This window comes from Paenibacillus sp. J22P218 (assembly GCF_056269195.1).
Genome location: NZ_JBWDNL010000012.1, coordinates 1 through 26,970 on the forward strand (window position 1 = coordinate 1; position 26,970 = coordinate 26,970).

Here is a 26,970-nt window from a genome sequence, read left to right on the forward strand (position 1 = left end):
AATAACTCCGCTCGACTTGCATGTATTAGGCACGCCGCCAGCGTTCGTCCTGAGCCAGGATCAAACTCTCCATAAAGGTGTTTGACTTGCTCAAAAACTTTTTATTGCTTTAGTCAGAAGCCGAAGCTTCTTAACTGGCAGTTTCGCTCGTTGTTCAGTTTTCAAAGAACAATCACTTGTCTTACGTTTCTTGCGTGTCTGCCGTTTGTCTCAGCGGCGACTTTTATAATATATCACAGGGGCCCATTTTATTGCAACCCCTTTTTTCAATTTTTTTTAAAAACATTATTAATGCCATTATTACGCCTACTTAAGCAGCTGTATAACAACTGATCCAGTGCAGGCTGATCGCCTCCGTTAGACGCCAGCCGCTTCACTGTATGTATGCCTCTTACCGGTAAGTGCGGGCATTAAGCGCATAGCGCGATAACTCTTTGGGAGATGCAATGCGTGCGTACATACGGAAGATGATTTTGTACCTCCGCGCGATCGCTTGCTTAATATCTCCATCCAATCTCGAATCATTCAGGTCCAGCAGCATTTCGTCCAATTCTTTGCGCAATACGTAATCGAGTTCTTTGCATTCTTTATCGTTGAACAGTATTCCGAGCATAACCGTAAGCGGCCTCCTTTATCAAATACAAAGCGCAATTGGACCGTCCCCCATGTGACAGAAAAGCAGTGCCGTCGATAATGCTTAGGACACTGCTTTACTGTTATGCTCAAATATTGGAAATAATATTACAACGACAACAACCAAACTGAAAGTGTGCTTTCGATTATGGAAGCCACGAGCATTGCAATAGGAAGAATAACGATCATTGGCACGGTTCGTGAAACGAAGGTCTCATACTCTTTGCCGATCGCCGGAAGCTTCGATCTGCTGAACAATAGGCTGCCAAAGCCGCGCAAACCAAGCGTTCCGAACTTCATACCATAGGCGCAAGCGATAATGATAGCTGGAATCTCAATAATACCGTGCGGCAAAATGCCCTTAAGAACAACCGATGCCATATAACCTGCTCCCTCTTGGGCAGCGATATTTTGCAATAGATAACCGATCAGCATCCCATTCACCACGATAAACAATAAAGGGATAATACCGAAGAAGGCACCCAAATACATGACGAACACAGCTTTAATCGCGTTATTAAGGAAGATGATGATGGAAAGCGTCAATGTCGGATTGTCCGAATTCTCGGCAACGTCGGCTAAGCCGCTTAGTCCGGCTAGTTGATTATTCAGAAACGCATGAAAGACGGGATTCGTCCCTCCAATGACCATGCCCGCAAAAAACAATATAAACCCAAAAGTAATATACGGATTCATCTGCTTCAGATGATCCAAGATCGACTTCTTTTTAAACATGAATAAAACCTCCCTAATCAGTTGAACTTTCGGTTGAATCGAACAAGCATGAATAAACTGGGTGTACGAGCATAGATTGTACAACAAGCGCAAATTAGAGAGGAGAGCATGGTTATGAATGTTTTTTATGTGCTCAACGGTCAGAAATTGAAAAGGTACTTCTTAATTGCTATTGCTGTCGCCTTCTCTATCGGCATCATCTATGCGGAACGCGACAACATTACCGTCTTCGCTCCGCAGCAGCCGGCAGCCATCTACAGCATACCAACGGAGAAGAAGATCGTCGCTCTTACGTTCGACATTAGCTGGGGCGAAAAAAAGACAGAACCGATTCTTAATGTGTTGAAAGAAAAAAACGTCAAGCAAGCTACGTTCTTCCTGTCTTCGCCATGGAGTCAGTCCCATCCTGAGATTGTGAAAAAAATTATTGATGCCGGCTATGAGATTGGAAGCCATGGCCATAAGCATGATAATTACAGCAAATTCAGCGATGAAGAGATCCGCAAACAAATTACGACCGCGCATACGATCTTAACCGATGTAACAGGCAAACAGCCTAGCCTGATCCGACTCCCTAACGGAGACTTCGACAAACGTGTCCTTCGTATCGCTGAGGAGCTCAACTACAAAGTGATTCAATGGGATACGGATTCGCTTGACTGGATGAGTCCCGGAACGGACAAGATTGTGAATCGGGTCGTGAGCAGAACACATCCAGGCGATATTATTTTACTGCATGCAAGCGACTCCGCCAAGCAAACCGCGGAAGCTCTCCCGGCTATTATTGATCAATTGCGCGGCAACGGCTATGATTTCGTTAACGTATCGGAGCTGATTTCCCAGACGGATATCGAAGGCAAGCCCGTACAGGAGAAATCAGCATCGATCGCCGCTTACACGCAATGGAGCGCCGATGAACAGCCGTAAGTATGTCATTAATAATTGAATAGGATAAACAATGAGCGGCTCGCAATCGGAGCCGCTCGTTGTATTAGACGACCGGCTTCGCAGTGCTTGCTGCGGGGTCGGCCGCTTTATTGCTGACCAATCGATGCATCATCATAATTTGGTACGCATTGCAGACGAATAACGGAATCATCATAAAGACGATAGCAGATACGTTCGTCTCTCCTTGCAGCGCGGGCCAAGCTTCAATAAACGTAATCACGAACATAAGGAACATTGTCGGTACGAATGCGGTTTTGTTCGTCTGCTTTACTTTGTACCAAGAGACGGCAATCGACAGGATGAGCAGGATTAGAGGCAACACCCAGAAAAACCAATTGTTCGTCCGCTGCTCGAATAAGACGTATCCTAGTCCGAACGCTGCGAATGCAGTCGTATAGCCTTGCAAGGCATTCCACAAATATTTTTTCCGGAATACGCTGAGCGCGATGTAATTCAGTGTCAAATATGCGAAGAAGCCCATTTGGCTGAACGCACCGATCATCAAGCCGACAATAGCCATCATCAAAGCGTTGAAGCCCGTTGCTTCGAGACCCATAAAGCCGAAGTCCTGATCCGTCCATGACATGATCGAGCCGCTAACAACGCAAGCAAGCGCACCGACTGCCATGCAGCTCCAAAATAAAAAGAACCATTTGCGTAAATTCAATTCCAATTCCTCCTGTAAAATGGGTTCAACGTCAACGCATATTCAGCTATGCATCAGCCGGATTGTAATCATTCGTAAGGTCAATAAACAAGCCTTATGCAAACACCCTTTATTTTACCACGTTCGGGGCAAAAAGCTAACTGTCACTCATGATAATACGGTGAACATTGCGCATAATAAGGTCATCAATCTGCTCAATATACAATTTCAGAACACCCCTGCTTCTTGCGAAGATTACACAAGTGCTGACATAGAAGGGAGCAAGGCCATATGCGCAATCGATGGGCTTTATTGTTGGTTATCCCTGCTTTGGCGATGGTATTGACTAGCTGCGGCTCAGAACCGTCAGGCGGAAACCAACAGGTGAGTTATAAGGATATGAAGTCAATGGTCATCGACATTTTGAAGACCGAGGATGCCCAAAAGGCGCTTCAAGAATCTTCGCAGCAGATGTCCGGCTATAACGGCAATACGTCGAAGCTTCTATCCGTTCAGGATCAAGAGGAAGTGCGCCTCGCTGTAAAAGACGTGCTCATCTCACCTGACTACGACAAAGTCATTAAGAAGCTGATGGTGGATACAAGGTTCGCGGGTGAATTCGCCAAAGCCGTCAACAAGCAGAACAAGGACATTCATAAGGAATTGATTAAGGATCCGACGTATCAAGCCGATCTTGTTAAAGTGCTCAAAACGCCGGAAATGGACAAAATGATTCTCGAGGTGCTTCAAAGCACGCAATACCGCAAAGAAGTCATGTCGCTCATGCAGGAATCGATGCAAAATCCGCTTTTCCGGCTTGAAGTGCTTGACCTTATGAAGAAAGCGGTGCAGGAAGAGCTTAAGCCTAACCCTGAAGAGAAGGTTGAGAAGAAGAAAGAAGAAGACGCTTCGAAGGAAGAAGAGCAAGGTTCCGGGGATGATCAATCGTCGGACGACTCGGGCAGCGGTGAAGATTCGGGCATGTAGGAGCAGAAGAAAAGCCAGAACAGCGTATGATGCTGTTCTGGCTTTTTTTAAAAAATTAGATTAGCTTTCGAGCTTTCTTAGCACGCTATCGGCCAGTTCCAAGTACATACCGCCCGTTTCTGTATCTTCCTTATAGACCGAAGGCGCGAAGTCCGGCTCGGATATATGGTTGTCCGGCGCCCCGAGCGGAATTTGCGCGAGCAAATCCGCATTTAGCGATTCGGCTAAGCGAGCTCCGCCTCCGCGTCCGAATACGTATTCCTTCTCCCCTGTGGAGGTTGAGACGTAATACGACATGTTCTCAACAATGCCGATAATCTCATGTTCGGTCTTAATCGCCATTGCCCCTGCCCGCGCCGCCACGAATGCAGCTGTCGCATGAGGCGTCGTAACGATAATTTCTTTGCTTTGCGGGATGATCTGATGGACGTCAAGCGCGACGTCGCCCGTGCCTGGCGGCAAGTCGAGCAGCAAATAGTCGAGCTCGCCCCACTCGATTTCCTGGAAGAAGTTGCGCAGCATCTTGCCGAGCATCGGTCCGCGCCATACGATCGGGCTATTGTCCTCAACGAAGAAGCCCATCGACATCACTTTGACGCCGAACTTCTCGATCGGAATGACGCGCTCGTTCACAACGTTCGGACGTTCCTCTATGCCCATCATATCGGGCACGCTGAAGCCGTAGATGTCGGCGTCGATGATGCCGACGCGCTTGCCCCTGCGGGCTAGGGCGACCGCCAAATTGACGGTCACCGTGGACTTGCCGACGCCGCCCTTGCCGCTGGCGACGGCGATGAACTTCACGTTGCTGGCAGGATCCAGCAACGCGCTGGCGAGGCCGGTGCCGTGTCCCTGCACCGGCGCCGCCCCAGCTGACGCTGGCTTCGCAGCAGGCTCTGCCTTGCTGCTGCCAGCGTCAGGCGCGGGCTCGCTTCGAAACCGGCAACGCACGGTTTCAACGCCCTCCCGCGCCAGCGCCTCGCGAAGCGAGGCTTCCAGCGCGGGCTGTACGTCCGCGCCAGCCCCAAGGACCGTCAATGATACTTGACGGTCCTTTACCATAACGTCGCGGATTGTAATCCCATCCGCGCTATACGTACTCGTCACCGAACCGACGAGATCAATCACTTGTTCACGCGTTAACATCGGTTATGTCCCACCTTTATGTGATCACATTTCGATAAATGATCTTATATTTAATCACTTAATTATAGCACACTATGTCCATCAGCCAACTAGCGAAATATGACTCTTTAGCCAGTTGCGCGCTTTACTCCTGCACATCGGCAACCTTCTCGCCCGAGCTATACCTTAGTATGCCCTGATAGATCGATGCGGCAACCTGCCGCTGGTATTCCGTATCCGCCAGTCGCGCCGCTTCTCCCGGATTGGATAGAAACCCTACCTCAACGAGCGCTGTCGGCATGTCCGCAAGTTCCTTCAGCACATAAACATCTTTTTTCGACGCTGGCATCCGGCTTGTGTTCTCAAGATTGCGTTTAATCTCATCTTGAATGAGCGTCGCAAGCGATCGGTTGTCCGGATGTTTGTCCGGGTGGAAAAAAGTCTGTGCGCCCGACCACTTATCCGATGGGATGCTATTCATATGGATGCTGATGACGGCCGCTGGATGATTCTCTTTGATGAGCGCGACACGCTTCTTCAGATCTTCGGTCTTGCGCTTGCTGTAGGCGCGTGAGTCTCCTGTGGCGAGATCATAATCCCCTTCGCGCGTCATTAAGACAACAGCGCCTGCCTGCTGCAAATAATCGCGCAAATAAAGAGCTATGGCAAGGTTCAAGTCCTTCTCGATAACCCCCTCCTTGCTCATCGCTCCCCCATCCACGCCTCCGTGTCCGGCGTCAATGGCAATAGTCTTGCCCGACAACGGCATCGTCCAATACGACCACGTTCGGGCCGCTGGCATTCCTTGTCCGAGCAGTACGGCTGTTAAGGCGATGACGAGTAAGCCAATGGCGATTCGTATCGCTCCCTTATAATTAATCCATACGACGAAATGCCGACCTAATCGGCGCATAAAAAAACCACCCCGTCCTTCATATAATAATGCGGCAACAGCACACTATCATTTATATGGGACGAGATGGTGTATTATGTGAGTCTTGTCTTCATAGTCGCTCCTCTCGAAAAAAAATCGATTGGAGTTTTAAATCATTTATGCAATCCGCATTCCGTTTTCTCTTGTCCCGACCAGCGTCCTGCGCGTGGATCTTCGCCCGGCATAACTTTGCGCGTGCATTGCTCGCAGCCGATGCTTGGGTAGTTCTGGTCATGCAGAGGGTTATAGATGACGTCATTCTCGCGAATGTAGTTCCATACATCTTCACTTGTCCAACCGGCGATGGGGTTAAATTTCACCAAACCGAATTTTGTATCGTATTCGATTTTCTTCGAATTCGCGCGAGTAGGTGCTTGATCACGGCGAATACCAGTAATCCAAGCTTCGTATTTCGCAAGGATATTCGTAAGCGGCTTAACTTTACGAATGTTGCAGCAAGCGTTCGCGTCCGATTTCCACAGCTCTTCGCCGAACTCCGCCGCTTGCTCTTCAGGCGTTAGCTCTGGTTTCACTTCTACGAACGGAATGCCAGGGTAACGCTCCACCATGCGGTCGCGCGTCTCATAGGTTTCTTTGAAATGATAATCCGTATCCAGATAGAAAATATCGGTCTTAGGACTAACCTTTTGAAGCATATCTACCAAAACAACATCTTCCGCACCGAAGCTGCAGGCGAAAGTAATATTAGGGAATGTCTTAACCGCAAAAGCGATGATTTCCTCTGGCGTCGCATTCTCAAGCTCAACAGCTTGTTTCGCGATAAGCGCTTCTTTTTCAAAAAGATTCATAGCGTTGCCCTCCGATTTTAATACCTAGTAAAGTGGTCTGTATAAAAATTATAAGTCTTTCGTAGTCATTGTTCAATCCATTGTTTGAACCAATATACGTTAAAAACAAAAATACCTTCCCTAGAGTACAGAGAAGGTATCGTCGTGAACCTATTAACGTTTCGAGAATTGTGGAGCGCGACGTGCCGCTTTAAGACCGTATTTTTTACGTTCTTTCATACGCGGGTCACGAGTCAGGAAGCCTGCGCGTTTCAGAGCTGGACGGAATTCTGGGTCAGCTTTGAGCAATGCGCGGGAAATACCGTGACGGATAGCGCCAGCTTGACCGGACATTCCGCCGCCGTTAGCGATAACCAATACGTCATATTTCGAAAGCGTATCAGTTAGGTTAAGCGGTTGTTTTACGATCAGCTTGAGTGTTTCCAAACCGAAATATTCATTCAAATCGCGTTTATTAACAATGATTCGTCCTTCACCCGGCACAAGACGTACACGTGCAACAGAGTGTTTACGACGACCGGTTCCATAGTATTGCACTTGAGCCATGAAACTTGTCCTCCTCTTTATTACCCGCGAAGTTCGTAAACTTCAGGGTTTTGTGCTTGATGTGGATGTTCCGCACCTGCGTATACTTTAAGTTTAAGCTTCATTTTGTCGCCAAGACGGTTCTTAGGCAACATGCCGTGAACTGCGAATTCGATAACGCGTTCTGGCTTGTTTTTGATCATTTCTTGTGCCGGTGTAACTTTCAGACCGCCTGGGTACATCGAGTGACGGTAGTACATTTTGTCCGACATTTTCTTGCCTGTCAATACGATCTTCTCAGCGTTAATGACAACGACGAAATCTCCTGTATCAACATGTGGCGTAAATTGCGGTTTGTGCTTGCCGCGGATAAGCGCTGCAGCTTCACTAGCCAAACGACCAAGCGTTTTGCCTTCCGCATCGATGACGAACCATTTACGCTCAACTTCATTTGGCTTAGCCATATAGGTGGTACGCATGGATGATCCTCCTTAATTCTTATACATTAATCGTTTTTTATAACAACGTTTCCGTTGGTTTGTTATTCATTGTTGATCGCCAAGTTTGTAACTTTCTCAGTCGGGGCTGTGGGATAGCCACTTCGAAAGCACAAGTTATATTATACTATAAAGACTAGGTATAAGCAAGCAATTTATAGTTAATTATAATGGCGTTTCGCTGGAATACTCAACGTCCAGAAGCATTAGTCCGTGGGCCATTGCCGTTGGTCCTGCAAGTGAACGATTGCAGCCGTCCAGGATCCGTTTCACGTCGTCCGGGTCAAGCTTTCCTTGGCCTACCCACAACAAGGTTCCCATAATAACCCGAACCATATTGTACAAAAATCCGTTGCCGGTAATGTACATATGAACGATAGGTCCCTCCTGCACAAAGTCGGCCTCATACACCGTACGCACATGATGCGGCTTAGTCGAGTGGATCGAAGTGAACGAGGTGAAATCATGCTCGCCAATGAGGTGCATGAGTCCTTCTCGCATCGCCTCCACGTTCAAAGGAGCCGGATGATGGAAGCGGTACTGCCGCCCGAACACATCGGGAAACTTCCCGGTATCGATCGTATAGCGGTACGTCTTGCGTTTGGCTGAACGTCTAGAATGAAAGTGTTCCGGCACATCAATGGCCTCTATAATGACGATATCTTTCGGCAAGCGCGTATTGAGCGCAATAGCCCACCGTTCTGTCGGTATGGTCGACTCCGTATAGAAGTTGAATACCTGACCTTGCGCATGCACGCCAGCATCGGTGCGTCCCGAACCGATTATAATAATCGTCTCGCCGGTCAATAGCCTGATCGCCTTCTCAATTTCACCCTGAACCGTTCTGCCATAAGGCTGCGACTGAAAACCGTTGAAGCCGGCTCCATCATAGCTTACTTTCACGCATATGTTTCGCATCGCTAACACCTCCCTTGCCACTCCAAGCTAGTTACCCAATAAAAAAAGGTGGCCGCAAGGGTCCACCCTTTCTCTGTATATACGCACGAGGCTTATATACTACGCAATTGCGGCATCGTCCTTCAAGAAGGACGATTGCAGCTCTTGCGGTAGGTCCGGTCAATTACGCGCGGTCAACCAGTTCTAGGTAAACCATAGGCGCAGCATCGCCGCGACGAGGTCCTAGTTTAAGGATACGCGTGTATCCGCCCGCACGTTCCGAGTAACGGGTGGCCAGTTCGGAGAACAGCTTTTGGATTGCGTCTTGCTCACCGTTAACGGATTCGCGACGAACATAAGCTGCTACTTGACGACGAGCATGAAGATCACCTTGCTTCGCTTTAGTGATCAGCTTCTCAGCGATAGAACGAACTTCTTTCGCTTTAGCTTCAGTCGTTTGGATACGCTCATAAAGGAACAAATCAGTAACGAGGTCACGGAACAATGCTTTCCGTGCACTTGCGTCACGTCCTAGTTTTTGATATGCCATCTTGTTTTCCCCTCCCTTGCTCTGTTGTCTACACTAAGTTGGTCTCTACTCTTCCATACGAAGGCCAAGTCCCAGCTCTTCAAGTTTCTCTTGAACTTCCTCGAGGGATTTACGGCCCAAGTTACGAACCTTCATCATGTCCTCTTCGGATTTCGTGATCAGCTCTTGAACGGTATTGATGCCCGCGCGTTTCAAGCAGTTGTAAGAACGTACGGAAAGATCCAGTTCCTCGATTGTCATCTCCAGAACTTTCTCTTTCTTGTCTTCTTCCTTCTCGACCATTATCTCCGCGTCTTTGGCTTCATCGGTTAATCCAACGAACAAGTCCAAATGCTCGGTCAAAATTTTAGCGCCGAGGCTTACAGCCTCTTCCGGACGAATACTTCCGTCCGTCCATACTTCAAGCGTCAGTTTGTCATAGTTAGTGACTTGACCGACGCGCGTATTTTCAACGCTGTAGTTGACACGCGTAATTGGTGTGTAGATCGAATCGACTGGAATAACTCCGATCGGTTGATCGTCCTTCTTGTTGCGGTCCGCTTGCACGTAGCCGCGTCCCCGATTGGCAAAAATCCGCATATGGAGCCGCGCGCCGGAGGCCAAGGTTGCGATGTGAAGATCAGGGCTTAAAATCTCGACATCACTGTCAGCTCGAATGTCGCCCGCCGTAACGTTCCCTTCGCCTTCCGCGTCGATTTCCAACACCTTTTCTTCATCGGAGTGGATTTTTAACGAGAGGCCCTTCAGGTTCAGAATGATTTCGGTAACATCCTCAATCACTCCGGGAACCGTAGAGAACTCGTGAAGCACTCCGTCGATCTGAACCGAGGTTACTGCTGCACCCGGCAACGACGACAACAAAATTCGGCGAAGCGAATTTCCAAGCGTCGTTCCGTATCCGCGTTCCAGCGGCTCAACGACGAACCGTCCGTAAGTTCCCTCGTCATTCAGTTCAACGGTTTCGATTTTCGGCTTTTCGATCTCAATCACTAATAGTACCCTCCTTCAAACGTCGCTCCGTTACTTACGTTATTTTAAGTCAAATCTCGTAGTATGCCAAACCTTCACAACCATTATTCACAAGTTGTTGTTATTTGATACCACCGTTGATCCAACTATACGCGACGACGTTTCGGAGGACGGCATCCGTTATGCGGAACTGGGGTAACGTCTTTAATGAGGTTAACTTCCAATCCTGCAGCTTGAAGCGAACGAATCGCTGCTTCGCGGCCTGCGCCTGGACCTTTAACCATCACTTCGACAGTTTTCATGCCATGCTCCATTGCAGCTTTTGCAGCGGATTCAGCAGCCATTTGAGCTGCGAATGGCGTGCTCTTACGGGATCCCTTGAAACCAAGGTTACCGGAGCTTGCCCAGGAGATTGCATTACCGTGCGGATCCGTAATCGTAACGATCGTATTGTTGAACGTCGAGCGGATGTGCGCAACGCCAGTGTCAATATTTTTCCGGTCGCGACGTTTGGTACGTACGACTTTTTTTGGTTTAGCCATTGTCCATTATCCTCCCTTCTTATTTCTTCTTGTTAGCTACAGTCCGACGAGGACCTTTGCGAGTACGAGCGTTTGTTTTTGTACGTTGACCGCGAACAGGCAAACCGCGACGGTGACGAAGACCACGGTAGCAGCCGATTTCAGTCAGGCGTTTAATGTTAAGCGAAATTTCACGACGCAGGTCGCCTTCTACTTTAACGTTTTTGTCGATTGCTTCACGCAAACGAGCCAATTCGTCTTCAGTAAGATCGCGAACGCGAGTGTCATAGTTAACATCAGCAGCAGTCAACAAAGTTTGTGAAGTCTTCTTGCCAATACCGAAGATGTACGTCAAGGCGATTTCGACGCGTTTGTCACGCGGCAAGTCTACACCAGCTATACGTGCCATAGGCTATATATTCCTCCTTCTATCCTTGTTTTTGTTTGTGTTTCGGATTTTCACAAATCACCATAACGTTGCCTTTGCGACGAATGACTTTGCATTTTTCGCAGATCGGCTTTACCGAAGGTCTAACCTTCATTGTGATTACCTCCCGAATCTTTCGTCAGCAGGCTTATTAAGCCTACTTACGATAGGTGATGCGCCCTCTTGATAAATCATAAGGCGATAACTGTATAACCACTTTGTCTCCTGTCAGGATGCGAATAAAGTGCATTCTGAGCTTTCCGGAAACGTGTGCGAGAATCTGATGACCGTTCTCCAGCTCCACCTTGAACATCGCATTTGGCAACGGCTCAATTACCGTGCCTTCGACCTCAATGACGTCTTCCTTAGCCACCGTCATTCTCCTTTCGCTTGCATAAACTTCTGAATCACATAACGTAACTTGGCGTTGGTTACCCTGCCGGCTTCAAGCATGCTGCTTGTTACCTCTTGGCTTATTTCAGGCTGTAGTTCAAGATGCAGAACGTTTTTTTTCTTCGGCAGATCGAACTTTCGCTTGTCGCCGTCGGCTATCATGACGAACCTGTCGTCGATGATCGCTACGATGACTGCCAAGCTTGTTTCGTCTTTACCGCGAAGCACTTTGACGAACTGACCAATCTGGGGACGCGCATCCATGGCCATAGACTATGACTGCTGCGGCAAAATGGTCAATATTTCAAAGCCGTCCTCTGTTACGGCTACCGTGTGCTCAAAGTGAGCGCACCATGAACCGTCATCTGTTACGACCGTCCAATTGTCTTCGAGCGTATGGACATATCGTTCACCGATATTAACCATTGGCTCGATTGCAAGTACCATTCCGGGCTTGAGCCGTGGTCCGCGGTCCGGTATACCATAGTTCGGTATTTGCGGCTCTTCATGAAGGTCCGCGCCGATTCCGTGCCCTACGTATTCACGCACAACGGAGAATCCAGCATTCTCAATTACCTTTTGAATGGCATGCGATATCGTGTATAAACGAACATCTGGTTTGATGAGCGCAAGCCCCGCATAAAGCGATGCTTCCGTTACATCTAGCAGCCTTTGAACTTCATCGGATACAGCTCCAACCGCGTAGGTCCAAGCCGAATCGCCATGATAGCCTTCGTACTGCGCTCCGATATCAATACTGACAATATCGCCCTCGTTCAACTTGCGTGACCCAGGGAAGCCGTGTACAAGCTCGTCATTCACAGAAGCGCAAACGCTGGAAGGAAAACCATTGTAACCTTTGAAAGAAGGTATCGCACCTTGACTTCTAATGAACTTCTCGGCGATCTCGTCAAGCTCACCAGTGGTGATGCCCGGCTTAACCGCTGAAGCCATTAGCCGATGCGTTTCCGCAACGATGCGTCCTGCTTCCCTCATATAGCGCAGCTCCGATTCGGATTTGCATATAATCATTACAATGAACCTCGCAAGCAGGATACGATTTCGGATGTTACGACTTCGATGTCCTTCTCGCCGTCGACTTCGCGCAGGAGACCTTTAGTGCTGTAGTAATCGAGTAGAGGGGCTGTCTTGGATGTATACTCATCCAGGCGCGTGCCTACCTTTTCCTCTGTATCATCTGAACGTTGATACAACTCTCCGCCGTCCTTGTCACAGATGCCTTCAACCTTTGGCGGGTTGAACATCACGTGGTAAGTCGAGCCGCAAGATTTGCAGATGCGTCTGCCAGTAAGACGGGCAAGCAGCAGTCCGCGATCAACTTTCAAGTTAACAACATGGTCGATGCCGCGGTTAAGCTCAGCAAGCATCCCGTCAAGCGCTTCGGCTTGTTGGAGCGTGCGAGGGAAACCATCGAGCAGAAAACCGTTTTTGCAATCATCAAGAGCAAGACGCTCTTTCACGATTCCATTTGTGATCTCATCAGGAACGAGCAGACCTTGATCGATATACTCTTTCGCTTTAAGACCGATAGCAGTTCCTTGCTTCATAGCAAGACGGAATGCATCGCCTGTGGAAATATGCGGTACGCTGAATTCTTCTACAATACGTTCAGCTTGCGTTCCTTTGCCTGCCCCCGGAGGGCCCATGAATAAAATGTTCATTGCCGAGTTCCTCGCTTTAAGCACAATAGGCTCGGGCGGGCTTCCCGCACAATATCGTTGTCGATCGCGCAAAGCCCGGTCAGAACCTATTGTTATTTATTGATAAACCCTTTGTAATGGCGTTTGATCAACTGGCTCTCGATTTGCTTCATCGTGTCTAGCGCAACCCCGATAACGATTAGAAGCGAGGTACCGCCAAGCTGAACGGACGTTGGCAATCCAGCAATCTTACCGAACACGACCGGCAATAAGGAGATAACCGCCAGAAAGATTGCACCCGTCAGTGTAATCCGTGACATTACACGAGTCAAATAAGAGGAAGTTGGCTTGCCTGGGCGAATGCCCGGGATGTAGCCGCCGTTCTTCTTCATTTGATCCGCCATTTGCACAGGATTGATTTGTACGAATGTATAGAAGAAAGTAAATCCGATGATGAGCAATACGTACAATACCATGCCAAGCGGCTTGTCATAGTACATATTGTCCATTATCCATTGCGCCCAACCTTTGTCGGCCCAGAATCCAGCAATCGTAATTGGGAACATAATCAGCGATACCGCGAAGATGACAGGAATAACGCCAGCGCCATTCACTTTCATCGGGATATGTGTCGATTGTCCACCGTACATTTTCCGTCCAACGACGCGTTTAGCGTATTGAACCGGAATTTTGCGAATACCTTGCTGAACGAAGATAACACCGACAATGATTGCGATAATCGCAACGATAATCAGAATTACCTTTATGATGTTCAAGAACAATTGGTCTTGTACACCAATGAATTGATCTTGGTAGATCGTACGGATATGTCCAGGGATACCTGCTGCGATAGCAGCGAAGATCAGAATGGAAATACCGTTCCCGATGCCCTTCTCCGTGATCTGCTCGCCAAGCCACATCAAGAATGCAGTACCTGCAGTCAAGATGATAGCGATGACCAAGTAGTCAACGAAGGTAGCGTTCGGAATCATTTGTTGACCATACTGACGGTTAAAGCCGATTGCTGTTGCAAAGCCTTGAACAAGACCGAGCACAACCGTACCGTAACGAGTGATCTGAGCAAGTTTACGTTTACCGTTCTCGCCTTCCTTAGCCCACTCCGCAAACTTAGGAATTACGTCCATCGACAATAGTTGTACGATGATCGAAGCCGTAATGTACGGCGTAATGCCGATTGCGAAGATAGAGAATTGGAACAAAGCACCGCCGGAAAACGTGTTAAGCAAGCCGAACAAATCCGTTCCGGCTTCATTGACTTGATCGAACACGCTCTTGTCGACGTCAGGCACCGGAATGAATGCCCCGATGCGGTATACAAGAAGAATCATGAGAGTGAACAGGATCCTTGTACGAAGATCCGCCACTTTCCAAATGTTGGACACGGTCTTGAACAATTAGATCACCTCGGTTTTACCGCCGGCAGCCTGGATTTTCTCTACCGCAGATTGAGAGAACTTGCTTGCTTTTACAGTCAGCGAAACGCTAATTTCACCGTTACCCAAAATTTTGATTCCTGCAAGAGGATTTTTGACAATCCCTTGCTCAAGAAGAACTTCTGGAGTGACTTCTGTACCTGCTGCAAAGCTGTTTAGTTCTTCAATGTTAACAATCGCATACTCGGTACGGAAACGGTTGTTGAATCCACGCTTCGGCACTCGACGATACAACGGGTTTTGTCCACCCTCGAAACCAGGACGAACGCCGCCGCCGGAACGAGCGTTTTGACCTTTATGACCTTTACCGGCTGTTTTACCGTTTCCGGAACCGATACCGCGGCCTTTGCGCTTAGGCGCTTGAGTCGAACCCGGTGCTGGTGCTAGCTCATGCAATTTCATCGTTCGTGCACCTCCTTATTGATTTCTAGAAAGCTATCTTATACTTCTTCAACTTTAACCAAGTGGCTAACAGCGTTAACCATGCCGCGGATAGCTTCGCTATCGTTCAAAACAACAGCTTGGCGAATTTTGCGAAGGCCAAGCGCTTCAACTGTAGCACGTTGTTTCTCGTTGCGGCCGATCAAACTGCGAACGAGGGTGATTTGCAATTTTGCCATCGTATTTCCCTCCTTAACCTAACAGCTCTTCGACAGTTTTACCACGAAGCTTCGCAACTTCTTCCGCACGTTTCAAACGGGAAAGACCTTCTAGCGTCGCGTTTACCATGTTCATGGAGTTCGAAGAACCGAGCGATTTCGTCAAAATGTCGCCTACACCAGCAAGCTCAAGTACTGCACGTACAGGGCCGCCAGCGATAACGCCAGTACCTTCGGAAGCCGGCTTCAGAAGAACTTCTCCAGCGCCGAAATGTCCGAGGACAAGGTGAGGGATCGTTGTTCCAACGAGTGGTACATGGATCAGGTTTTTCTTAGCATCTTCGATACCTTTGCGAATCGCATCAGGTACTTCGCCTGCTTTACCGATCCCTGCGCCAACCCAGCCTTTGCCGTCGCCGACTACTACAAGCGCACTAAAGCTGAAACGGCGTCCGCCTTTTACAACTTTCGCTACGCGATTGATATTAACAACTTTTTCAGTCAGTTCTAACGTATTCGGATCTACACGCAAGTCATTTAACCTCCTTATAAGTAAAGTCGATTAGAATTCCAGACCAGCTTCACGAGCTGCTGTCGCAAGTGCTGAAATTCTGCCGTGATACAAGTAACCGCCGCGGTCGAATACGATTTGGGTTACCCCTTTCGCTTGAGCGCGTTGTGCAATCAATTGGCCTACTTTCGTAGCTGCTTCGATGTTACCGCCATTGCCGACAGCTTCTGTCAACTCTTTGTCCATTGTGGACGCGGATGCGATCGTTACACCTGCAACGTCATCGATCAATTGTGCATACATATGCTTGGAGGAACGGAATACAGACAGACGTGGACGTGCAGCTGTACCGTTGATTTTTTTGCGAACACGCAGGTGTCTTTTCAGACGAGCCTTGTTTTTATCGCCTTTCGTAATCATGCAAGGTTCACTCCTTTCTCATTGCCTTAGGACGCTATCTTAAGCAAACGAGCCGTTTGCTTATTTCTTCTTACCAGCTTTACCTTCTTTGCGGATGATGCGTTCACCTTCGTACTTGATACCTTTGCCTTTATACGGCTCTGGTTCACGAACGGAGCGGATTTGAGCAGCAACAGCGCCTACGCGCTCTTTGTCGATACCGCGAACAGTGATTTTCGTGTTCGCAGGAACGTCAAACTCAATACCAGCCTCTGGAGTAATCTCCACCGGGTGAGAGTAACCAACGTTAAGAACGATCTTATCGCCAGCTTTGTTCGCACGGTAACCTACACCTACCAGCTCCAGATTTCTCGAGAAGCCTTCAGTAACGCCGCTCACCATGTTAGCGATGATGCTGCGAGTCGTTCCGTGCAAAGAACGATGCAATTTATTGTCGGAAGGACGTTCGATCAGGATTTCAGTCTCCGATACGTTCACTTTCATATCTTTGTGAACTTCGCGGGAAAGCGATCCTTTCGGTCCTTTTACAGTAATAACTGTGTTATCCAAGTTAATAGTAACGCCGTTAGGCACTTGAATTGGTTTACGACCAATACGGGACATTGTTACACCTCCTGTCTTTGTGACTTGTTACTTACCAAACGTAGCAGACTACTTCGCCGCCGGATTTAACTTGGCGAGCTTCTTTATCAGTCATAACCCCTTTGGACGTGGAAATAATAGCAATTCCAAGACCGCCCAAAACGCGTGGGATTTCAGTTGATTGTGTGTAAACGCGAAGGCCAGGTTTCGAAATACGTTTCAGGCCTGTAATTACGCGCTCTTGGTTAGGGCCGTATTTCAGGAAAATACGGATCATACCTTGTTTGTTGTCTTCGATATATTCAGCATCGCGGATGAAACCCTCACGCTTCAAAATTTCAGCAATTTGCTTCTTCATTTTCGAAGCGGGCATTTCCACGGTCTCATGACGAACGACATTCGCGTTACGAATACGTGTCAACATATCTGCAACCGGATCAGACATAACCATTGTGTTAACCTCCTTCCCGAACTAGGCATTTTACCAGCTTGCTTTTTTAACGCCAGGAATCTGGCCCTTATGTGCTAACTCGCGGAAACAAATCCGGCAAATTTTAAACTTTTGCAAAACAGAATGCGGACGGCCGCAACGCTCACAGCGCGTATAAGCACGCACTTGGAATTTCGGTGTGCGTTGTTGCTTCACTTTCATCGAAGTTTTTGCCACTGGGTATTACACCTCCTACAAGTGGATTACTTCGTGAACGGCATGCCCAATTGGGTCAGCAATTCACGAGATTCTTCGTCCGTTTTTGCCGTAGTGACGATGACGATGTCCATACCACGAACTTTATCGACTTTATCGTATTCGATCTCTGGGAAAATCAGCTGCTCTTTCAAGCCAAGCGTGTAGTTTCCGCGACCATCAAATGCTTTATTCGAAACACCACGGAAGTCACGTACGCGTGGAAGCGAAATATTGAACAGCTTGTCAAGGAAATGGTACATGCGCTCGCCGCGCAATGTCACTTTAACCCCGATTGGCATGTTCTCACGAAGTTTGAAGCCGGCAATCGACTTCTTCGCGCGAGTTACGACTGGTTTTTGACCGGAAATGATGCGTAGTTCTTCAACAGCTACATCAAGGATTTTCGAATTGGAAACCGCTTCGCCTACCCCCATGTTGATAACAACCTTCTCAATTTTCGGCACTTGCATTACAGACGTATAGTTGAACTTCTGCATAAGAGCAGGTGTGATGTCATTGAGAAAACGATCTTTCATTCTTGCTGCCATTTTCATGGACCTCCTTTCCTACTGTAACGATTAGTCGATTACTTCTCCGGAACGTTTAGCGATTCGTACTTTCTTACCGTTGTCGAGCACTTTGTATCCGATACGTGTTACTTTACCGCTCTTCGGATCGATGTGCATAACGTTCGATACGTGTACTGGCGCTTCTTGTTCAATGATACCGCCCTGCGGATTTGCTTGCGATGGACGAGTATGCTTTTTCACCATGTTAACGCCCTCTACAAGTACGCGATTTTCACGCGGGTACGCAGCGATTACACGGCCCTTTTTACCTTTGTCTTTACCGGTAATAACGATAACTGTATCGTCTTTTTTGACGTGCAATTTATTGTTATGCGATTCAAGAATTTTTTTCAACCTTGGCATGAGTTACACCTCCTGCACGCTTGTGCTTTCAAGCTTATATAGGGTTTTGATTAGATTACTTCTGGTGCCAGCGATACGATTTTCATGAAATCTTTATCGCGAAGCTCACGAGCAACAGGTCCGAAGATACGTGTGCCGCGCGGGCTCTTATCTTCTTTAACGATTACTGCTGCATTCTCATCGAATGCGATGTAGGAACCGTCTTTACGACGAACCGAACGCTTCGTGCGAACGATAACGGCTTTTACAACGTCACCCTTTTTGACAACGCCGCCTGGTGTTGCTTGTTTGACGGAGCAAACGATCAAGTCGCCAATGTGACCAACGCGGCGTCCTGTACCGCCTAGTACACGGATACACATCAATTCTTTAGCGCCGGAGTTGTCAGCAACTGCTAAGCGCGAAAATGGTTGAATCATTTCAACGTCCTCCTTTCGGAAAAATGCTCAGGTACTGCTATCGCTCGTTAAATAACAACCGCTACTTCTACAACTTCTACAAGTCTGAAGCGCTTGTCTTTGGAAAGCGGACGAGTCTCCATGATTTTCACGATATCGCCAATTTTCGCTTGGTTGTTTTCATCGTGCGCTTTGAACTTTTTCGTAACCTTAATACGTTTATGGTACAATTCGTGTTTTTTGTAAGTCTCAATAGCAACAACAATTGTTTTATCCATTTTGTCGCTTACGACTTTGCCAATTAGCACTTTGCGGGCATTGCGTTCGCTCATGTTCTTCCTCCTTCCTACAGCCGTGATGGTTCATAACTGCAAGAAAATATTATTAGCTGCTGATGCCGAGTTCTCTTTCACGCAAGATCGTTTTAGCGCGAGCAATTCCTTTACGCACGTCACGAATCCGTGTCGGGTTATCCAGTTGGCCAGTAGCCAATTGGAAACGAAGGTTGAAAAGCTCTTCTTTAAAACCAGTGATCTGTTGTTCAAGCTCAGCAGAGGTTAGGTTGCGAAATTCATTAGCTTTCATTTGCTTCACCACCCACTTCTTCGCGTTTCACGAACTTCGTTTTGATCGGCAGTTTGTGAGCAGCAAGGCGCATTGCTTCGCGAGCAATTTCTTCGGATACACCAGCAAGTTCAAACATGATCTTACCTGGTTTAACGACTGCAACCCACTTTTCAACGTTACCTTTACCGCTACCCATACGAACCTCTAGAGGCTTTTGAGTTATCGGTTTATCCGGGAAGATTTTGATCCATACTTTACCGCCACGTTTGATGTAACGAGTCATCGCGATACGAGCTGCCTCGATCTGACGGTTCGTGATCCATGTCGGTTCAAGAGCTTGAAGACCAAATTCGCCGAATGCTACTGTTGTGCCGCCTTTAGCGCGACCTTTCATATGACCGCGTTGTTGTTTGCGGTGTTTGACACGTTTAGGTACCAACATGATTAGTTGCCTCCTTCCTGGGGAGCTTTCTTCTTAGTCGGAAGGACTTCGCCGCGATAGATCCACACTTTTACGCCGATACGGCCGTAAGTTGTATGTGCTTCTGCTGTACCATAATCAATATCTGCGCGCAGTGTATGAAGAGGTACTGTACCTTCGCTGTAGCCTTCCGAACGTGCGATTTCCGCGCCACCGAGACGACCGCTAACTGCGGTTTTGATCCCTTTAGCACCCGAACGCATGGAGCGTTGAATTGCTTGCTTCAATGCGCGGCGGAAAGATACACGACGCTCAAGTTGTTGTGCGATGCTTTCAGCTACAAGAATAGCGTCAAGATCAGCATGTTTGATTTCAGAGATGTTGATGTGAACTTTTTTGCCTTTAGTGATCTTGCCAAGCTCCGTACGTAGGTTTTCCACCTCGGAACCGCCTTTACCGATAACCATGCCCGGTTTAGCAGTTTGGATCGTTACGTTTACGCGGTTAGCTGCACGTTCGATCTCGATATGGGAAACAGCTGCATCTTTCAGCTTGTTTTTCAAATATTCACGAATTTTAACGTCTTCCATCAGAAGATCGCCAAAATCTTTGCCTGCGAACCATTTCGACTCCCAATCGCGGATAACTCCGACACGGAAGCCAACTGGATTTACCTTTTGACCCACACGTAATCCCTCCTTATTTTTCAGATACCACTAAGGTGATGTGGCTGGTTCTTTTATTGATCCGGCTTGCACGTCCCATAGCACGAGGACGGAAACGTTTCATCGTTGGCCCTTGGTTAACGAAAGCTTGCGATATAACCAATTTGTTAACGTCTAGCTGGTAGTTGTGCTCAGCATTCGCTATAGCAGAGTTCAGCAACTTCTCCAGGATTGGGGAAGCGGATCTCGGCGTGTGACGCAGAATGGCAATCGCTTCGCCAACTTGCTTACCACGGATCAAATCAGCAACGAGCATCGCTTTGCGCGGAGCAATACGAACGAATTTAACGTGCGCTTTAGCTTCTTGCATGTAGGAACCTCCTCTCGTTCATTAAAGGTGATAAAGGGCAAATTAACGTCTGCCCGTTTTTTTGTCTTCGCCGGCATGGCCTTTGTACGTACGAGTTGGTGCGAATTCACCAAGCTTGTGTCCAACCATATCTTCCGTTACATAAACCGGCACATGCTTACGACCATCATAAACTGCAAACGTGTGACCAATGAATTGTGGGAAAATGGTCGAGCGGCGGGACCAGGTTTTGATAACGACTTTTTTCTCGGTTTCGTTCAAGACCTCGACTTTTTTAAGCAGGTACCCGTCAATAAACGGACCTTTCTTCAAACTGCGACCCATTTGTGTTCCTCCCTTCACATAACGTTCGTGTTAAGCAATTTGTATCAAGCGACTATTACTTCGTGCGACGACGAATAATATATTGGCTCGATGCTTTTTTCTTCTTGCGAGTTTTGTAACCAAGCGTCGGTTTGCCCCATGGAGACATTGGGGATTTACGTCCGATTGGAGCACGGCCTTCACCACCACCGTGTGGGTGATCGTTCGGGTTCATTACTACGCCGCGGACTTCTGGACGTTTGCCCAACCAACGGGAACGGCCGGCTTTACCGATTTTCACGAGTTCGTGATCTTCGTTACCAACAGAACCGATTGTAGCACGGCAAGTGTTCAGAATGCGACGAACTTCGCCGGAAGTCAAACGAATCGATACGTAGTTTTCTTCTTTACCAAGAAGTTGAGCTTCCGTACCAGCAGCGCGAACAAGTTGTCCACCTTTGCCTGGTTTCAATTCGATGTTGTGGATAACTGTACCGACCGGGATATTCACAAGCGGCAAAGCGTTGCCGATTTTGATATCAGCCGTAGGACCGGACATAACTTGATCGCCGACTTTCAATCCTTTAGGGGCGATGATGTAAGCTTTCGCACCATCCACGTAATGGATCAAAGCGATATTGGAAGTACGGTTCGGATCGTATTCGATCGTCGCAACGTTACCTACGATACCGTCCTTAGTACGTTTGAAATCGATGATACGGTATTTACGTTTGTGTCCGCCGCCATGGTGACGAACCGTAATTTTACCTTGGTTATTACGACCAGCTTTTTTGAAAAGCGGTGCAAGCAACGATTTCTCCGGTGTGCTTGTCGTAATTTCTTCGAAAGTCGACACGGACATACCACGACGAGCTGGCGATGTCGGTTTGTACTTTTTAATTGGCACTTGTATTCCCTCCTTTTCTAAACAGACGTTTCAAAGAACTCAAGTTCTTTGCTGTCAGCGCTCAGTTGAACGATCGCTTTTTTCCAATCAGGTCTGTATCCGCTATGTTTACCATAACGTTTTGGTTTACCCGCTACACGCATCGTGTTAACGCCGGTTACTTTTACTTTGAAGATTTGTTCAATAGCTTGTTTGATTTCGGTTTTGTTCGAACGAAGATCAACTTCAAACACATAACGTTTTGTAGCCATGTAATCGCTCGTACGTTCCGTAATAACCGGGCGCTTGATAATATCGCGTGGATTTTTCATTACGCAAGCACCTCCTGTACTTTCTCTACTGCTTCTTTAGTGATGATCAGCTTATCATACACAAGTACGTCACGAACATTGATGCCGTCAGCTGCGACGAATTTCACGCCCGGAATGTTACGAGCGGACAATGCTACGTTATCCTCATAGTTAGCCGTTACAACAAGCGCTTTACGGTCAACCTTAAGGTTGTTCAAGATGTTTGCGAATTCTTTCGTCTTAGGAGCCGCGAATGTCAGTTGATCAAGAACGATAATTTCGTTAGCGATAACTTTCGAAGACAATGCGGATTTGATCGCAAGACGACGAACTTTTCTAGGAAGCTTGAATCCGTAAGTGCGTGGAGTCGGTCCGAATACAGTACCGCCGCCAACCCACTGCGGGGAGCGAATGCTACCTTGACGAGCACGGCCAGTACCTTTTTGTTTCCAAGGTTTACGACCGCCGCCGCGTACTTCGGAGCGTCCTTTAGTTTTGTGAGTACCTTGACGTTCAGCAGCTTGTTGAAGGACAACAGCGCTGTGCATAACCGTTGCGTTTGGCGTGATACCAAATACGTTCTCAGCAAGCTCAAGCTCGCCAACGGAAGCGCCACTCACGTTCAATACTTTAACTGTAGGCATTTCTTGTTCCTCCTTTCTTCAAGAGCAATTATTTCTTAACGGTTTGTTTCACTTTAACGAATCCGTTTTTAGGGCCCGGGATCGAACCTTTTACAAGAAGAACGTTACGTTCTGCATCTACACGGATAATTTCAAGCTTTTGGATTGTGATCGTTTCGTTACCCATGTGACCTGGAAGGCGTTTGCCTTTCGGTACGCGGTTAGCTTGGATCGAACCCATCGAACCTGGACCACGGTGGTAACGCGAACCGTGTGCCATTGGTCCAGTGCTTTGTCCCCAACGTTTGATAACGCCGGCAAAGCCTTTACCTTTCGAAATACCTGTTACGTCAACGAATTCGCCCTCTGCGAACAAGTCAGCTTTCACTTCCTGGCCAACTTCGTAATCACCAAGGTTAATACCGCGAATCTCACGAACGTAGCGCTTAGGAGTCGCGCCAGCTTTCTTAGCGTGGCCGATCTCTGGCTTATTCGTTCTGCTTTCTTTCTTATCGGAGAAACCGAATTGAACGGCTTCGTAGCCATCGTTCTCTTGGTCTTTCTTCTGAAGCACGACGCAAGGACCAGCTTCGATAACCGTTACTGGAACTACGTTTCCTTCAGGAGTGAACACTTGAGTCATTCCAAGTTTTTTCCCTAAGATACCTTTCATGTTGACACCTCATTTCCTTTCTATAATCGCATTTACTTTTGTTATTACAGTTTGATTTCGATATCTACACCGGATGGTAGATCCAGGCGCATCAACGCATCAACCGTTTGCGGCGTTGGGTTAACAATATCGATCAAACGTTTATGTGTACGTTGTTCGAACTGCTCCCGGGAATCCTTGTACTTGTGTACCGCACGGAGAATAGTGATGATTTGCTTTTCCGTTGGTAACGGAATCGGCCCGGATACACCTGCACCGGAACGTTTTGCAGTTTCAACGATCTTCTCTGCGGATTGGTCAAGAATTCTGTGATCGTATGCTTTCAAGCGAATACGAATCTTTTGCTTTGCCATATAAGTCCCTCCTTCTATCGCCCAATTTATTATCGGACATACTCCGCGAGAAAAACCCTTCACGCGCTCCATGGCAAAGGAGCGGGGTGTGTCGGCAACCTCTCGCATCAACGCAACGTCAGACCAACAGTCAATATTATACCGAATTTAATAGGCAATTGCAACATAATAATCTCGCTCGCAACATTTGGCATCGTACAAGGATTATTACCGCTCTGCGCCACTGCATTCGGCCTCCGTCCGCTGTTGAAATGGTGATCCTAAGATTCGAGTTGAAGGTAAGATCACCATTTCAAAGGCGGAACGTAAACTCTCCGACCGAACGCAGTTCTGCTCCACTCTTATCCTTGAAAAATACCTGATGTGCTCGCTCGAAGCAGAAAAACATGCTCGTTCAATTTCATGTGAACGAACATATGTAGCTGATGCCATCATTCCGTTATGAGTTGTCCTCACTCATTATTGACCCGAATCACATTATATAACGCCGATCGCTACGTTTCATTAGTAATAAGAAGGGAATGCTACACGCTACACGCTACATGCTTCATGCACCGTGCTCTATGCTCGAACGTCGATCAATACTGTGCTGATTACATCCAACCACCTACTGCTGCGCATTAGTGGCATTTCGTGAAGCTAATTAGTCCTCTACACCGAAATACCCCCATTTAGTTCGATTTCAGGCAGCTACTCCGGCGGTTTTAGTATTTTGTACGATTATCGGACAATTAGTTCGACGAAATGCATCTATCGAGTAGAATAAAGCTCGTTACTCAAAATTAGTTCGACGAAATCGAACTAATGCTTCTTCCACAACAAAAAAACGCGTGCGACTTAACATCGCACGCGTTTCTTCTATTATATATATGGTTTGTTGAGGACGGAACGGAGAGGAAGGCGGGGAGCTGGAGAGTTTACGATCTGCTTTTGAAATCCGTATTGTATCAGCGTTCTATTCTAATCAAAACAATACGGTTTCAACGCAGACGTAAGCCCCCGACTTCTTCGCAGTGCAGCTCCCTCTATTAATACCCCAGTTTGTTGAGGACGGAACGGAGAGGAAGGCGGGGAGCTGAGGAGTTTACGTTCTGCTTTTGAAATCCGTATTGTTTCAGCGATCTATTCTAATCAAAACAATACGGTTTCAACGCAGACGCAAGCCCCCGACTTCTTCGCAGTGCAGCTCCCTCACATGAACCTTCACCTAGCCCAGTGCAGTCTGCAATCAAACCTATCCCAGCACGATGCGATCGTCGGCCAGTTTCTTGCCGCTGATCTGCTCGAACTCGCCAAGCAGTTGCTCGACCGTCAGGTTCTGCTTCCGATCCTCGTTAACGTTGAGGATGATGCGACCCTTGTCCATCATGATGAGTCGGTTGCCAAGGCGGATTGCCTGCTCCATGTTATGCGTAACCATAAGAGTGGTAAGATTCATCTCGCGAACGATCGATTCCGTCAACGTCGTAATCAGCTCGGCACGAGCGGGATCCAACGCCGCCGTATGCTCGTCCAACAGAAGGATCTGCGGACGGGTAAATGTCGCCATCAACAGGCTGAGCGCCTGACGTTCGCCGCCAGATAACAAGCCTACCTTCGCGCTTAAGCGATTCTCCAATCCGATACCTAGTCGAGATAGTTCTTCCCTGAATATCTTCTTTTTTGCCCTATTCACGCCGAAGGAGAAACCACGTGATTTGCCGCGCGTATACGCCATCGCCATATTTTCCTCAATCGTCATGCGCGGCGCTGTACCGGCCATCGGATCTTGGAAGACACGTCCGATCCAGCGGCTGCGCTGGTGCTCGGACAATGGCGAGATGATCTTCCCGTCAATCTTGACATCACCGGCATCCGGCTTCATTACGCCAGAAATAATGTTCATAAGCGTCGACTTGCCTGCTCCGTTACTGCCGATTACGGTAACGAAGTCGCCTGGCTTCATGATCAAGTTAGCGCCTACGAGCGCCGTCTTCTCATCCACCGTGCCTGGATTGAAGAGCTTCGATACGTTAGCTATCTCCAACATTATCGCTCACCTCCTGCTTGAGAGGCGTTGCCTAGCTTGGCCAGCATTTCGGCCGTGCGTTTACGGGCGACGCTCTTCATTTTCACTGCCCGTCTTGCCGAAGGCACAACGAGGGCGAAAATAATAATAATCGCAGTAATAAGCTTCATATCAGACGCTTCCAGCCACTCCACGCGGAGTGCCAGAGCAAAGATAATCCGATAAATAATAGCGCCCAGTATGACAGCCAGCGTTGCACGGAAGATCGAACGCGAGCCGAAGATCGCCTCGCCAATAATAACGGAAGCTAGTCCGATAACGATCATCCCGATCCCCATGCTGTTGTCGGCAAACTTTTGCTGCTGAGCTATAAGAGCTCCGGATGTTGCAACCAGTGCATTGGATAACGCAATTCCGAAAATCGTTGTAATGTCAGTGTTTGCTCCGAAGCTCCGAATCATTCGCGAGTTATCCCCAGTAGCGCGCAAGCTTAACCCCATATCGGTTTTGAAGAACAAGTCCAACAATACCTTAACCACAATAGCCAATATTACGGCAAGCACCAGCACCGAAACACCGTCGAATACATTGTCCATATTGCGCAATGAAACATTTGGCTTGCCTAGAATACGCAAGTTGATCGAATATAAAGCAATCATCATAATGATACCGGACAACAAGCCATTGATCTTGCCCTTCGTATGAAGCAAGCCGGTGCAAGTACCTGCAACCGCCCCGCCGATAAAAGCGCAAATGACCGCAATCCATGGCGGTGTACCGTTCACGGTCATGACAGCGCCTATTGCAGCTCCCGTCGTGAAGCTTCCGTCAACCGTTAAATCCGGAAAGTCGAGTATTCGAAACGTAATATAGACGCCAAGCGCCATCAACGCATACAACAGGCCGCTTTCTACAGCACCCTGTAATGATGTGAGCATCGTTATGCCAC

General features: G+C 47.9%; 44 protein-coding genes and 1 rRNA gene. 2 read left to right on the forward strand and 43 right to left on the reverse strand.

The features are described 5' to 3' along the window. The 3 genes from AC0YN0_RS30505 to AC0YN0_RS30515 form a co-directional block, all read right to left on the reverse strand. A 16S ribosomal RNA gene (locus AC0YN0_RS30505) occupies nt 1-76 on the reverse strand; the annotation flags it as partial. Nucleotides 77-391: 315 nt separating this feature from the next. Then, nucleotides 392-613 carry a hypothetical protein gene (locus tag AC0YN0_RS30510; protein WP_307208526.1) on the reverse strand — a complete coding sequence of 74 codons (222 nt, stop codon included), beginning with the start codon at nt 611-613 and terminating at the stop codon, nt 392-394. A 128-nt stretch (nt 614-741) separates the two neighbouring features. After that, complete coding sequence (locus AC0YN0_RS30515; protein WP_475824644.1) at nt 742-1,368, reverse strand: stage II sporulation protein M; 627 nt, start codon at nt 1,366-1,368, stop codon at nt 742-744. A gap of 114 nt (nt 1,369-1,482) precedes the next feature. Between AC0YN0_RS30515 and pdaB the strand changes: the two genes are divergently transcribed. Continuing rightward, entirely contained in the window at nt 1,483-2,295 is an 813-nt protein-coding gene (gene pdaB, locus AC0YN0_RS30520) for a polysaccharide deacetylase family sporulation protein PdaB (protein ID WP_475824645.1), read from the forward strand. Between the two features lie 64 nt (nt 2,296-2,359). Here the strand turns inward: pdaB and AC0YN0_RS30525 are convergent, their stop codons facing one another. Beyond that, nucleotides 2,360-2,983 (reverse strand): KinB-signaling pathway activation protein, encoded by a 624-nt coding sequence (locus tag AC0YN0_RS30525; protein WP_475824646.1) that lies wholly within the window; start codon nt 2,981-2,983, stop codon nt 2,360-2,362. Between the two features lie 270 nt (nt 2,984-3,253). Here AC0YN0_RS30525 and gerD point away from each other — a divergent pair, with 270 nt between their 5' ends. Then, on the forward strand, nt 3,254-3,949 hold the full coding sequence (gene gerD / locus AC0YN0_RS30530; protein ID WP_475824647.1) for a spore germination lipoprotein GerD: 696 nt from the start codon (nt 3,254-3,256) through the stop codon (nt 3,947-3,949). A 60-nt stretch (nt 3,950-4,009) separates the two neighbouring features. Here gerD and AC0YN0_RS30535 read toward each other — a convergent pair whose 3' ends face one another. The 39 genes from AC0YN0_RS30535 to AC0YN0_RS30725 form a co-directional block, all read right to left on the reverse strand. Next, nucleotides 4,010-5,095, reverse strand: coding sequence for an Mrp/NBP35 family ATP-binding protein (locus AC0YN0_RS30535; protein WP_475824648.1), 1,086 nt, complete (start codon nt 5,093-5,095; stop codon nt 4,010-4,012). Between the two features lie 124 nt (nt 5,096-5,219). Continuing rightward, the gene (gene cwlD, locus AC0YN0_RS30540; protein ID WP_475824649.1) at nt 5,220-5,987 is read right to left on the reverse strand and encodes an N-acetylmuramoyl-L-alanine amidase CwlD; all 768 of its coding nucleotides are present in this window, start codon (nt 5,985-5,987) and stop codon (nt 5,220-5,222) included. A gap of 134 nt (nt 5,988-6,121) precedes the next feature. Further along, nucleotides 6,122-6,817, reverse strand: a complete 696-nt coding sequence (locus AC0YN0_RS30545; protein ID WP_475824650.1) for a phosphoadenylyl-sulfate reductase — start codon at nt 6,815-6,817, stop codon at nt 6,122-6,124. 153 nt (nt 6,818-6,970) lie between these two features. Continuing rightward, on the reverse strand, nt 6,971-7,363 hold the full coding sequence (gene rpsI / locus AC0YN0_RS30550) for a 30S ribosomal protein S9 (protein ID WP_028609625.1): 393 nt from the start codon (nt 7,361-7,363) through the stop codon (nt 6,971-6,973). A gap of 20 nt (nt 7,364-7,383) precedes the next feature. Further along, nucleotides 7,384-7,821, reverse strand: coding sequence for a 50S ribosomal protein L13 (rplM, locus tag AC0YN0_RS30555; protein ID WP_337103259.1), 438 nt, complete (start codon nt 7,819-7,821; stop codon nt 7,384-7,386). A gap of 183 nt (nt 7,822-8,004) precedes the next feature. Further along, entirely contained in the window at nt 8,005-8,757 is a 753-nt protein-coding gene (gene truA / locus AC0YN0_RS30560) for a tRNA pseudouridine(38-40) synthase TruA (protein ID WP_475824651.1), read from the reverse strand. Between the two features lie 163 nt (nt 8,758-8,920). After that, nucleotides 8,921-9,286 (reverse strand): 50S ribosomal protein L17, encoded by a 366-nt coding sequence (gene rplQ, locus AC0YN0_RS30565; RefSeq protein WP_224726618.1) that lies wholly within the window; start codon nt 9,284-9,286, stop codon nt 8,921-8,923. 45 nt (nt 9,287-9,331) lie between these two features. After that, nucleotides 9,332-10,276, reverse strand: coding sequence for a DNA-directed RNA polymerase subunit alpha (locus AC0YN0_RS30570; RefSeq protein ID WP_475824652.1), 945 nt, complete (start codon nt 10,274-10,276; stop codon nt 9,332-9,334). Between the two features lie 125 nt (nt 10,277-10,401). Beyond that, the gene (rpsK, locus tag AC0YN0_RS30575) at nt 10,402-10,797 is read right to left on the reverse strand and encodes a 30S ribosomal protein S11 (protein WP_090986296.1); all 396 of its coding nucleotides are present in this window, start codon (nt 10,795-10,797) and stop codon (nt 10,402-10,404) included. Nucleotides 10,798-10,816: 19 nt separating this feature from the next. Then, the gene (rpsM, locus tag AC0YN0_RS30580; RefSeq protein WP_475824653.1) at nt 10,817-11,185 is read right to left on the reverse strand and encodes a 30S ribosomal protein S13; all 369 of its coding nucleotides are present in this window, start codon (nt 11,183-11,185) and stop codon (nt 10,817-10,819) included. Between the two features lie 19 nt (nt 11,186-11,204). After that, complete coding sequence (gene rpmJ, locus AC0YN0_RS30585; RefSeq protein ID WP_003333770.1) at nt 11,205-11,318, reverse strand: 50S ribosomal protein L36; 114 nt, start codon at nt 11,316-11,318, stop codon at nt 11,205-11,207. Between the two features lie 42 nt (nt 11,319-11,360). Then, nucleotides 11,361-11,576 (reverse strand): translation initiation factor IF-1, encoded by a 216-nt coding sequence (gene infA, locus AC0YN0_RS30590; RefSeq protein ID WP_015847200.1) that lies wholly within the window; start codon nt 11,574-11,576, stop codon nt 11,361-11,363. A gap of 2 nt (nt 11,577-11,578) precedes the next feature. Further along, nucleotides 11,579-11,866 carry a hypothetical protein gene (locus AC0YN0_RS30595; RefSeq protein ID WP_442050294.1) on the reverse strand — a complete coding sequence of 96 codons (288 nt, stop codon included), beginning with the start codon at nt 11,864-11,866 and terminating at the stop codon, nt 11,579-11,581. Nucleotides 11,867-11,869: 3 nt separating this feature from the next. After that, a complete protein-coding gene (map, locus tag AC0YN0_RS30600) occupies nt 11,870-12,628 on the reverse strand; it encodes a type I methionyl aminopeptidase (protein WP_475824654.1) in 759 nt (252 codons plus the stop codon). Next, entirely contained in the window at nt 12,628-13,278 is a 651-nt protein-coding gene (locus tag AC0YN0_RS30605) for an adenylate kinase (RefSeq protein ID WP_307208506.1), read from the reverse strand. The genes map and AC0YN0_RS30605 overlap by 1 nt, the downstream gene beginning before the upstream one ends. Before the next feature lie 92 nt (nt 13,279-13,370). Continuing rightward, entirely contained in the window at nt 13,371-14,672 is a 1,302-nt protein-coding gene (secY, locus tag AC0YN0_RS30610; protein ID WP_337103253.1) for a preprotein translocase subunit SecY, read from the reverse strand. Next, the gene (gene rplO / locus AC0YN0_RS30615) at nt 14,673-15,113 is read right to left on the reverse strand and encodes a 50S ribosomal protein L15 (protein ID WP_307208504.1); all 441 of its coding nucleotides are present in this window, start codon (nt 15,111-15,113) and stop codon (nt 14,673-14,675) included. It abuts the gene before it with no gap. A gap of 38 nt (nt 15,114-15,151) precedes the next feature. Further along, nucleotides 15,152-15,331 (reverse strand): 50S ribosomal protein L30, encoded by a 180-nt coding sequence (gene rpmD, locus AC0YN0_RS30620; protein ID WP_337103252.1) that lies wholly within the window; start codon nt 15,329-15,331, stop codon nt 15,152-15,154. A gap of 13 nt (nt 15,332-15,344) precedes the next feature. Next, a complete protein-coding gene (rpsE, locus tag AC0YN0_RS30625; protein ID WP_337103251.1) occupies nt 15,345-15,842 on the reverse strand; it encodes a 30S ribosomal protein S5 in 498 nt (165 codons plus the stop codon). Between the two features lie 30 nt (nt 15,843-15,872). After that, nucleotides 15,873-16,241: a 50S ribosomal protein L18 gene (gene rplR / locus AC0YN0_RS30630; protein ID WP_337103250.1), complete on the reverse strand. Its 369-nt coding sequence runs from the start codon at nt 16,239-16,241 to the stop codon at nt 15,873-15,875. A gap of 60 nt (nt 16,242-16,301) precedes the next feature. Further along, nucleotides 16,302-16,844: a 50S ribosomal protein L6 gene (gene rplF, locus AC0YN0_RS30635; protein ID WP_337103249.1), complete on the reverse strand. Its 543-nt coding sequence runs from the start codon at nt 16,842-16,844 to the stop codon at nt 16,302-16,304. A gap of 31 nt (nt 16,845-16,875) precedes the next feature. Continuing rightward, the gene (rpsH, locus tag AC0YN0_RS30640) at nt 16,876-17,274 is read right to left on the reverse strand and encodes a 30S ribosomal protein S8 (protein ID WP_307208498.1); all 399 of its coding nucleotides are present in this window, start codon (nt 17,272-17,274) and stop codon (nt 16,876-16,878) included. Between the two features lie 30 nt (nt 17,275-17,304). After that, entirely contained in the window at nt 17,305-17,490 is a 186-nt protein-coding gene (locus AC0YN0_RS30645; RefSeq protein ID WP_219874746.1) for a type Z 30S ribosomal protein S14, read from the reverse strand. A gap of 26 nt (nt 17,491-17,516) precedes the next feature. Continuing rightward, the gene (gene rplE, locus AC0YN0_RS30650) at nt 17,517-18,059 is read right to left on the reverse strand and encodes a 50S ribosomal protein L5 (RefSeq protein ID WP_307208496.1); all 543 of its coding nucleotides are present in this window, start codon (nt 18,057-18,059) and stop codon (nt 17,517-17,519) included. Between the two features lie 30 nt (nt 18,060-18,089). Further along, complete coding sequence (gene rplX / locus AC0YN0_RS30655) at nt 18,090-18,443, reverse strand: 50S ribosomal protein L24 (protein WP_307208495.1); 354 nt, start codon at nt 18,441-18,443, stop codon at nt 18,090-18,092. A gap of 50 nt (nt 18,444-18,493) precedes the next feature. Then, the gene (rplN, locus tag AC0YN0_RS30660; RefSeq protein WP_053373907.1) at nt 18,494-18,862 is read right to left on the reverse strand and encodes a 50S ribosomal protein L14; all 369 of its coding nucleotides are present in this window, start codon (nt 18,860-18,862) and stop codon (nt 18,494-18,496) included. A gap of 47 nt (nt 18,863-18,909) precedes the next feature. Next, nucleotides 18,910-19,173: a 30S ribosomal protein S17 gene (rpsQ, locus tag AC0YN0_RS30665; protein ID WP_337103248.1), complete on the reverse strand. Its 264-nt coding sequence runs from the start codon at nt 19,171-19,173 to the stop codon at nt 18,910-18,912. Nucleotides 19,174-19,225: 52 nt separating this feature from the next. Then, nucleotides 19,226-19,426 carry a 50S ribosomal protein L29 gene (gene rpmC, locus AC0YN0_RS30670; RefSeq protein ID WP_307208493.1) on the reverse strand — a complete coding sequence of 67 codons (201 nt, stop codon included), beginning with the start codon at nt 19,424-19,426 and terminating at the stop codon, nt 19,226-19,228. Beyond that, nucleotides 19,416-19,850: a 50S ribosomal protein L16 gene (gene rplP, locus AC0YN0_RS30675; RefSeq protein WP_337103247.1), complete on the reverse strand. Its 435-nt coding sequence runs from the start codon at nt 19,848-19,850 to the stop codon at nt 19,416-19,418. The genes rpmC and rplP overlap by 11 nt, the downstream gene beginning before the upstream one ends. A gap of 2 nt (nt 19,851-19,852) precedes the next feature. Beyond that, entirely contained in the window at nt 19,853-20,515 is a 663-nt protein-coding gene (rpsC, locus tag AC0YN0_RS30680) for a 30S ribosomal protein S3 (RefSeq protein WP_337103246.1), read from the reverse strand. A 13-nt stretch (nt 20,516-20,528) separates the two neighbouring features. Then, nucleotides 20,529-20,864: a 50S ribosomal protein L22 gene (gene rplV / locus AC0YN0_RS30685; protein WP_307208489.1), complete on the reverse strand. Its 336-nt coding sequence runs from the start codon at nt 20,862-20,864 to the stop codon at nt 20,529-20,531. 42 nt (nt 20,865-20,906) lie between these two features. Next, entirely contained in the window at nt 20,907-21,188 is a 282-nt protein-coding gene (rpsS, locus tag AC0YN0_RS30690) for a 30S ribosomal protein S19 (protein ID WP_056635975.1), read from the reverse strand. Nucleotides 21,189-21,243: 55 nt separating this feature from the next. Beyond that, nucleotides 21,244-22,074, reverse strand: coding sequence for a 50S ribosomal protein L2 (gene rplB, locus AC0YN0_RS30695; protein WP_442050291.1), 831 nt, complete (start codon nt 22,072-22,074; stop codon nt 21,244-21,246). A gap of 17 nt (nt 22,075-22,091) precedes the next feature. Continuing rightward, complete coding sequence (gene rplW / locus AC0YN0_RS30700; protein WP_337103244.1) at nt 22,092-22,385, reverse strand: 50S ribosomal protein L23; 294 nt, start codon at nt 22,383-22,385, stop codon at nt 22,092-22,094. Next, the gene (gene rplD, locus AC0YN0_RS30705; RefSeq protein ID WP_337103243.1) at nt 22,385-23,008 is read right to left on the reverse strand and encodes a 50S ribosomal protein L4; all 624 of its coding nucleotides are present in this window, start codon (nt 23,006-23,008) and stop codon (nt 22,385-22,387) included. Before rplD ends, rplW begins: the two co-directional genes overlap by 1 nt. Nucleotides 23,009-23,036: 28 nt before the next feature. After that, nucleotides 23,037-23,660 carry a 50S ribosomal protein L3 gene (rplC, locus tag AC0YN0_RS30710; RefSeq protein ID WP_337103242.1) on the reverse strand — a complete coding sequence of 208 codons (624 nt, stop codon included), beginning with the start codon at nt 23,658-23,660 and terminating at the stop codon, nt 23,037-23,039. Between the two features lie 44 nt (nt 23,661-23,704). Continuing rightward, complete coding sequence (rpsJ, locus tag AC0YN0_RS30715; RefSeq protein ID WP_017692074.1) at nt 23,705-24,013, reverse strand: 30S ribosomal protein S10; 309 nt, start codon at nt 24,011-24,013, stop codon at nt 23,705-23,707. A 1,234-nt stretch (nt 24,014-25,247) separates the two neighbouring features. Further along, entirely contained in the window at nt 25,248-26,042 is a 795-nt protein-coding gene (locus tag AC0YN0_RS30720) for an ABC transporter ATP-binding protein (RefSeq protein WP_475824655.1), read from the reverse strand. Beyond that, complete coding sequence (locus AC0YN0_RS30725; RefSeq protein ID WP_475824656.1) at nt 26,042-26,959, reverse strand: ABC transporter permease; 918 nt, start codon at nt 26,957-26,959, stop codon at nt 26,042-26,044. Before AC0YN0_RS30725 ends, AC0YN0_RS30720 begins: the two co-directional genes overlap by 1 nt. Between the last annotated feature and the right edge of the window lie 11 nt (nt 26,960-26,970).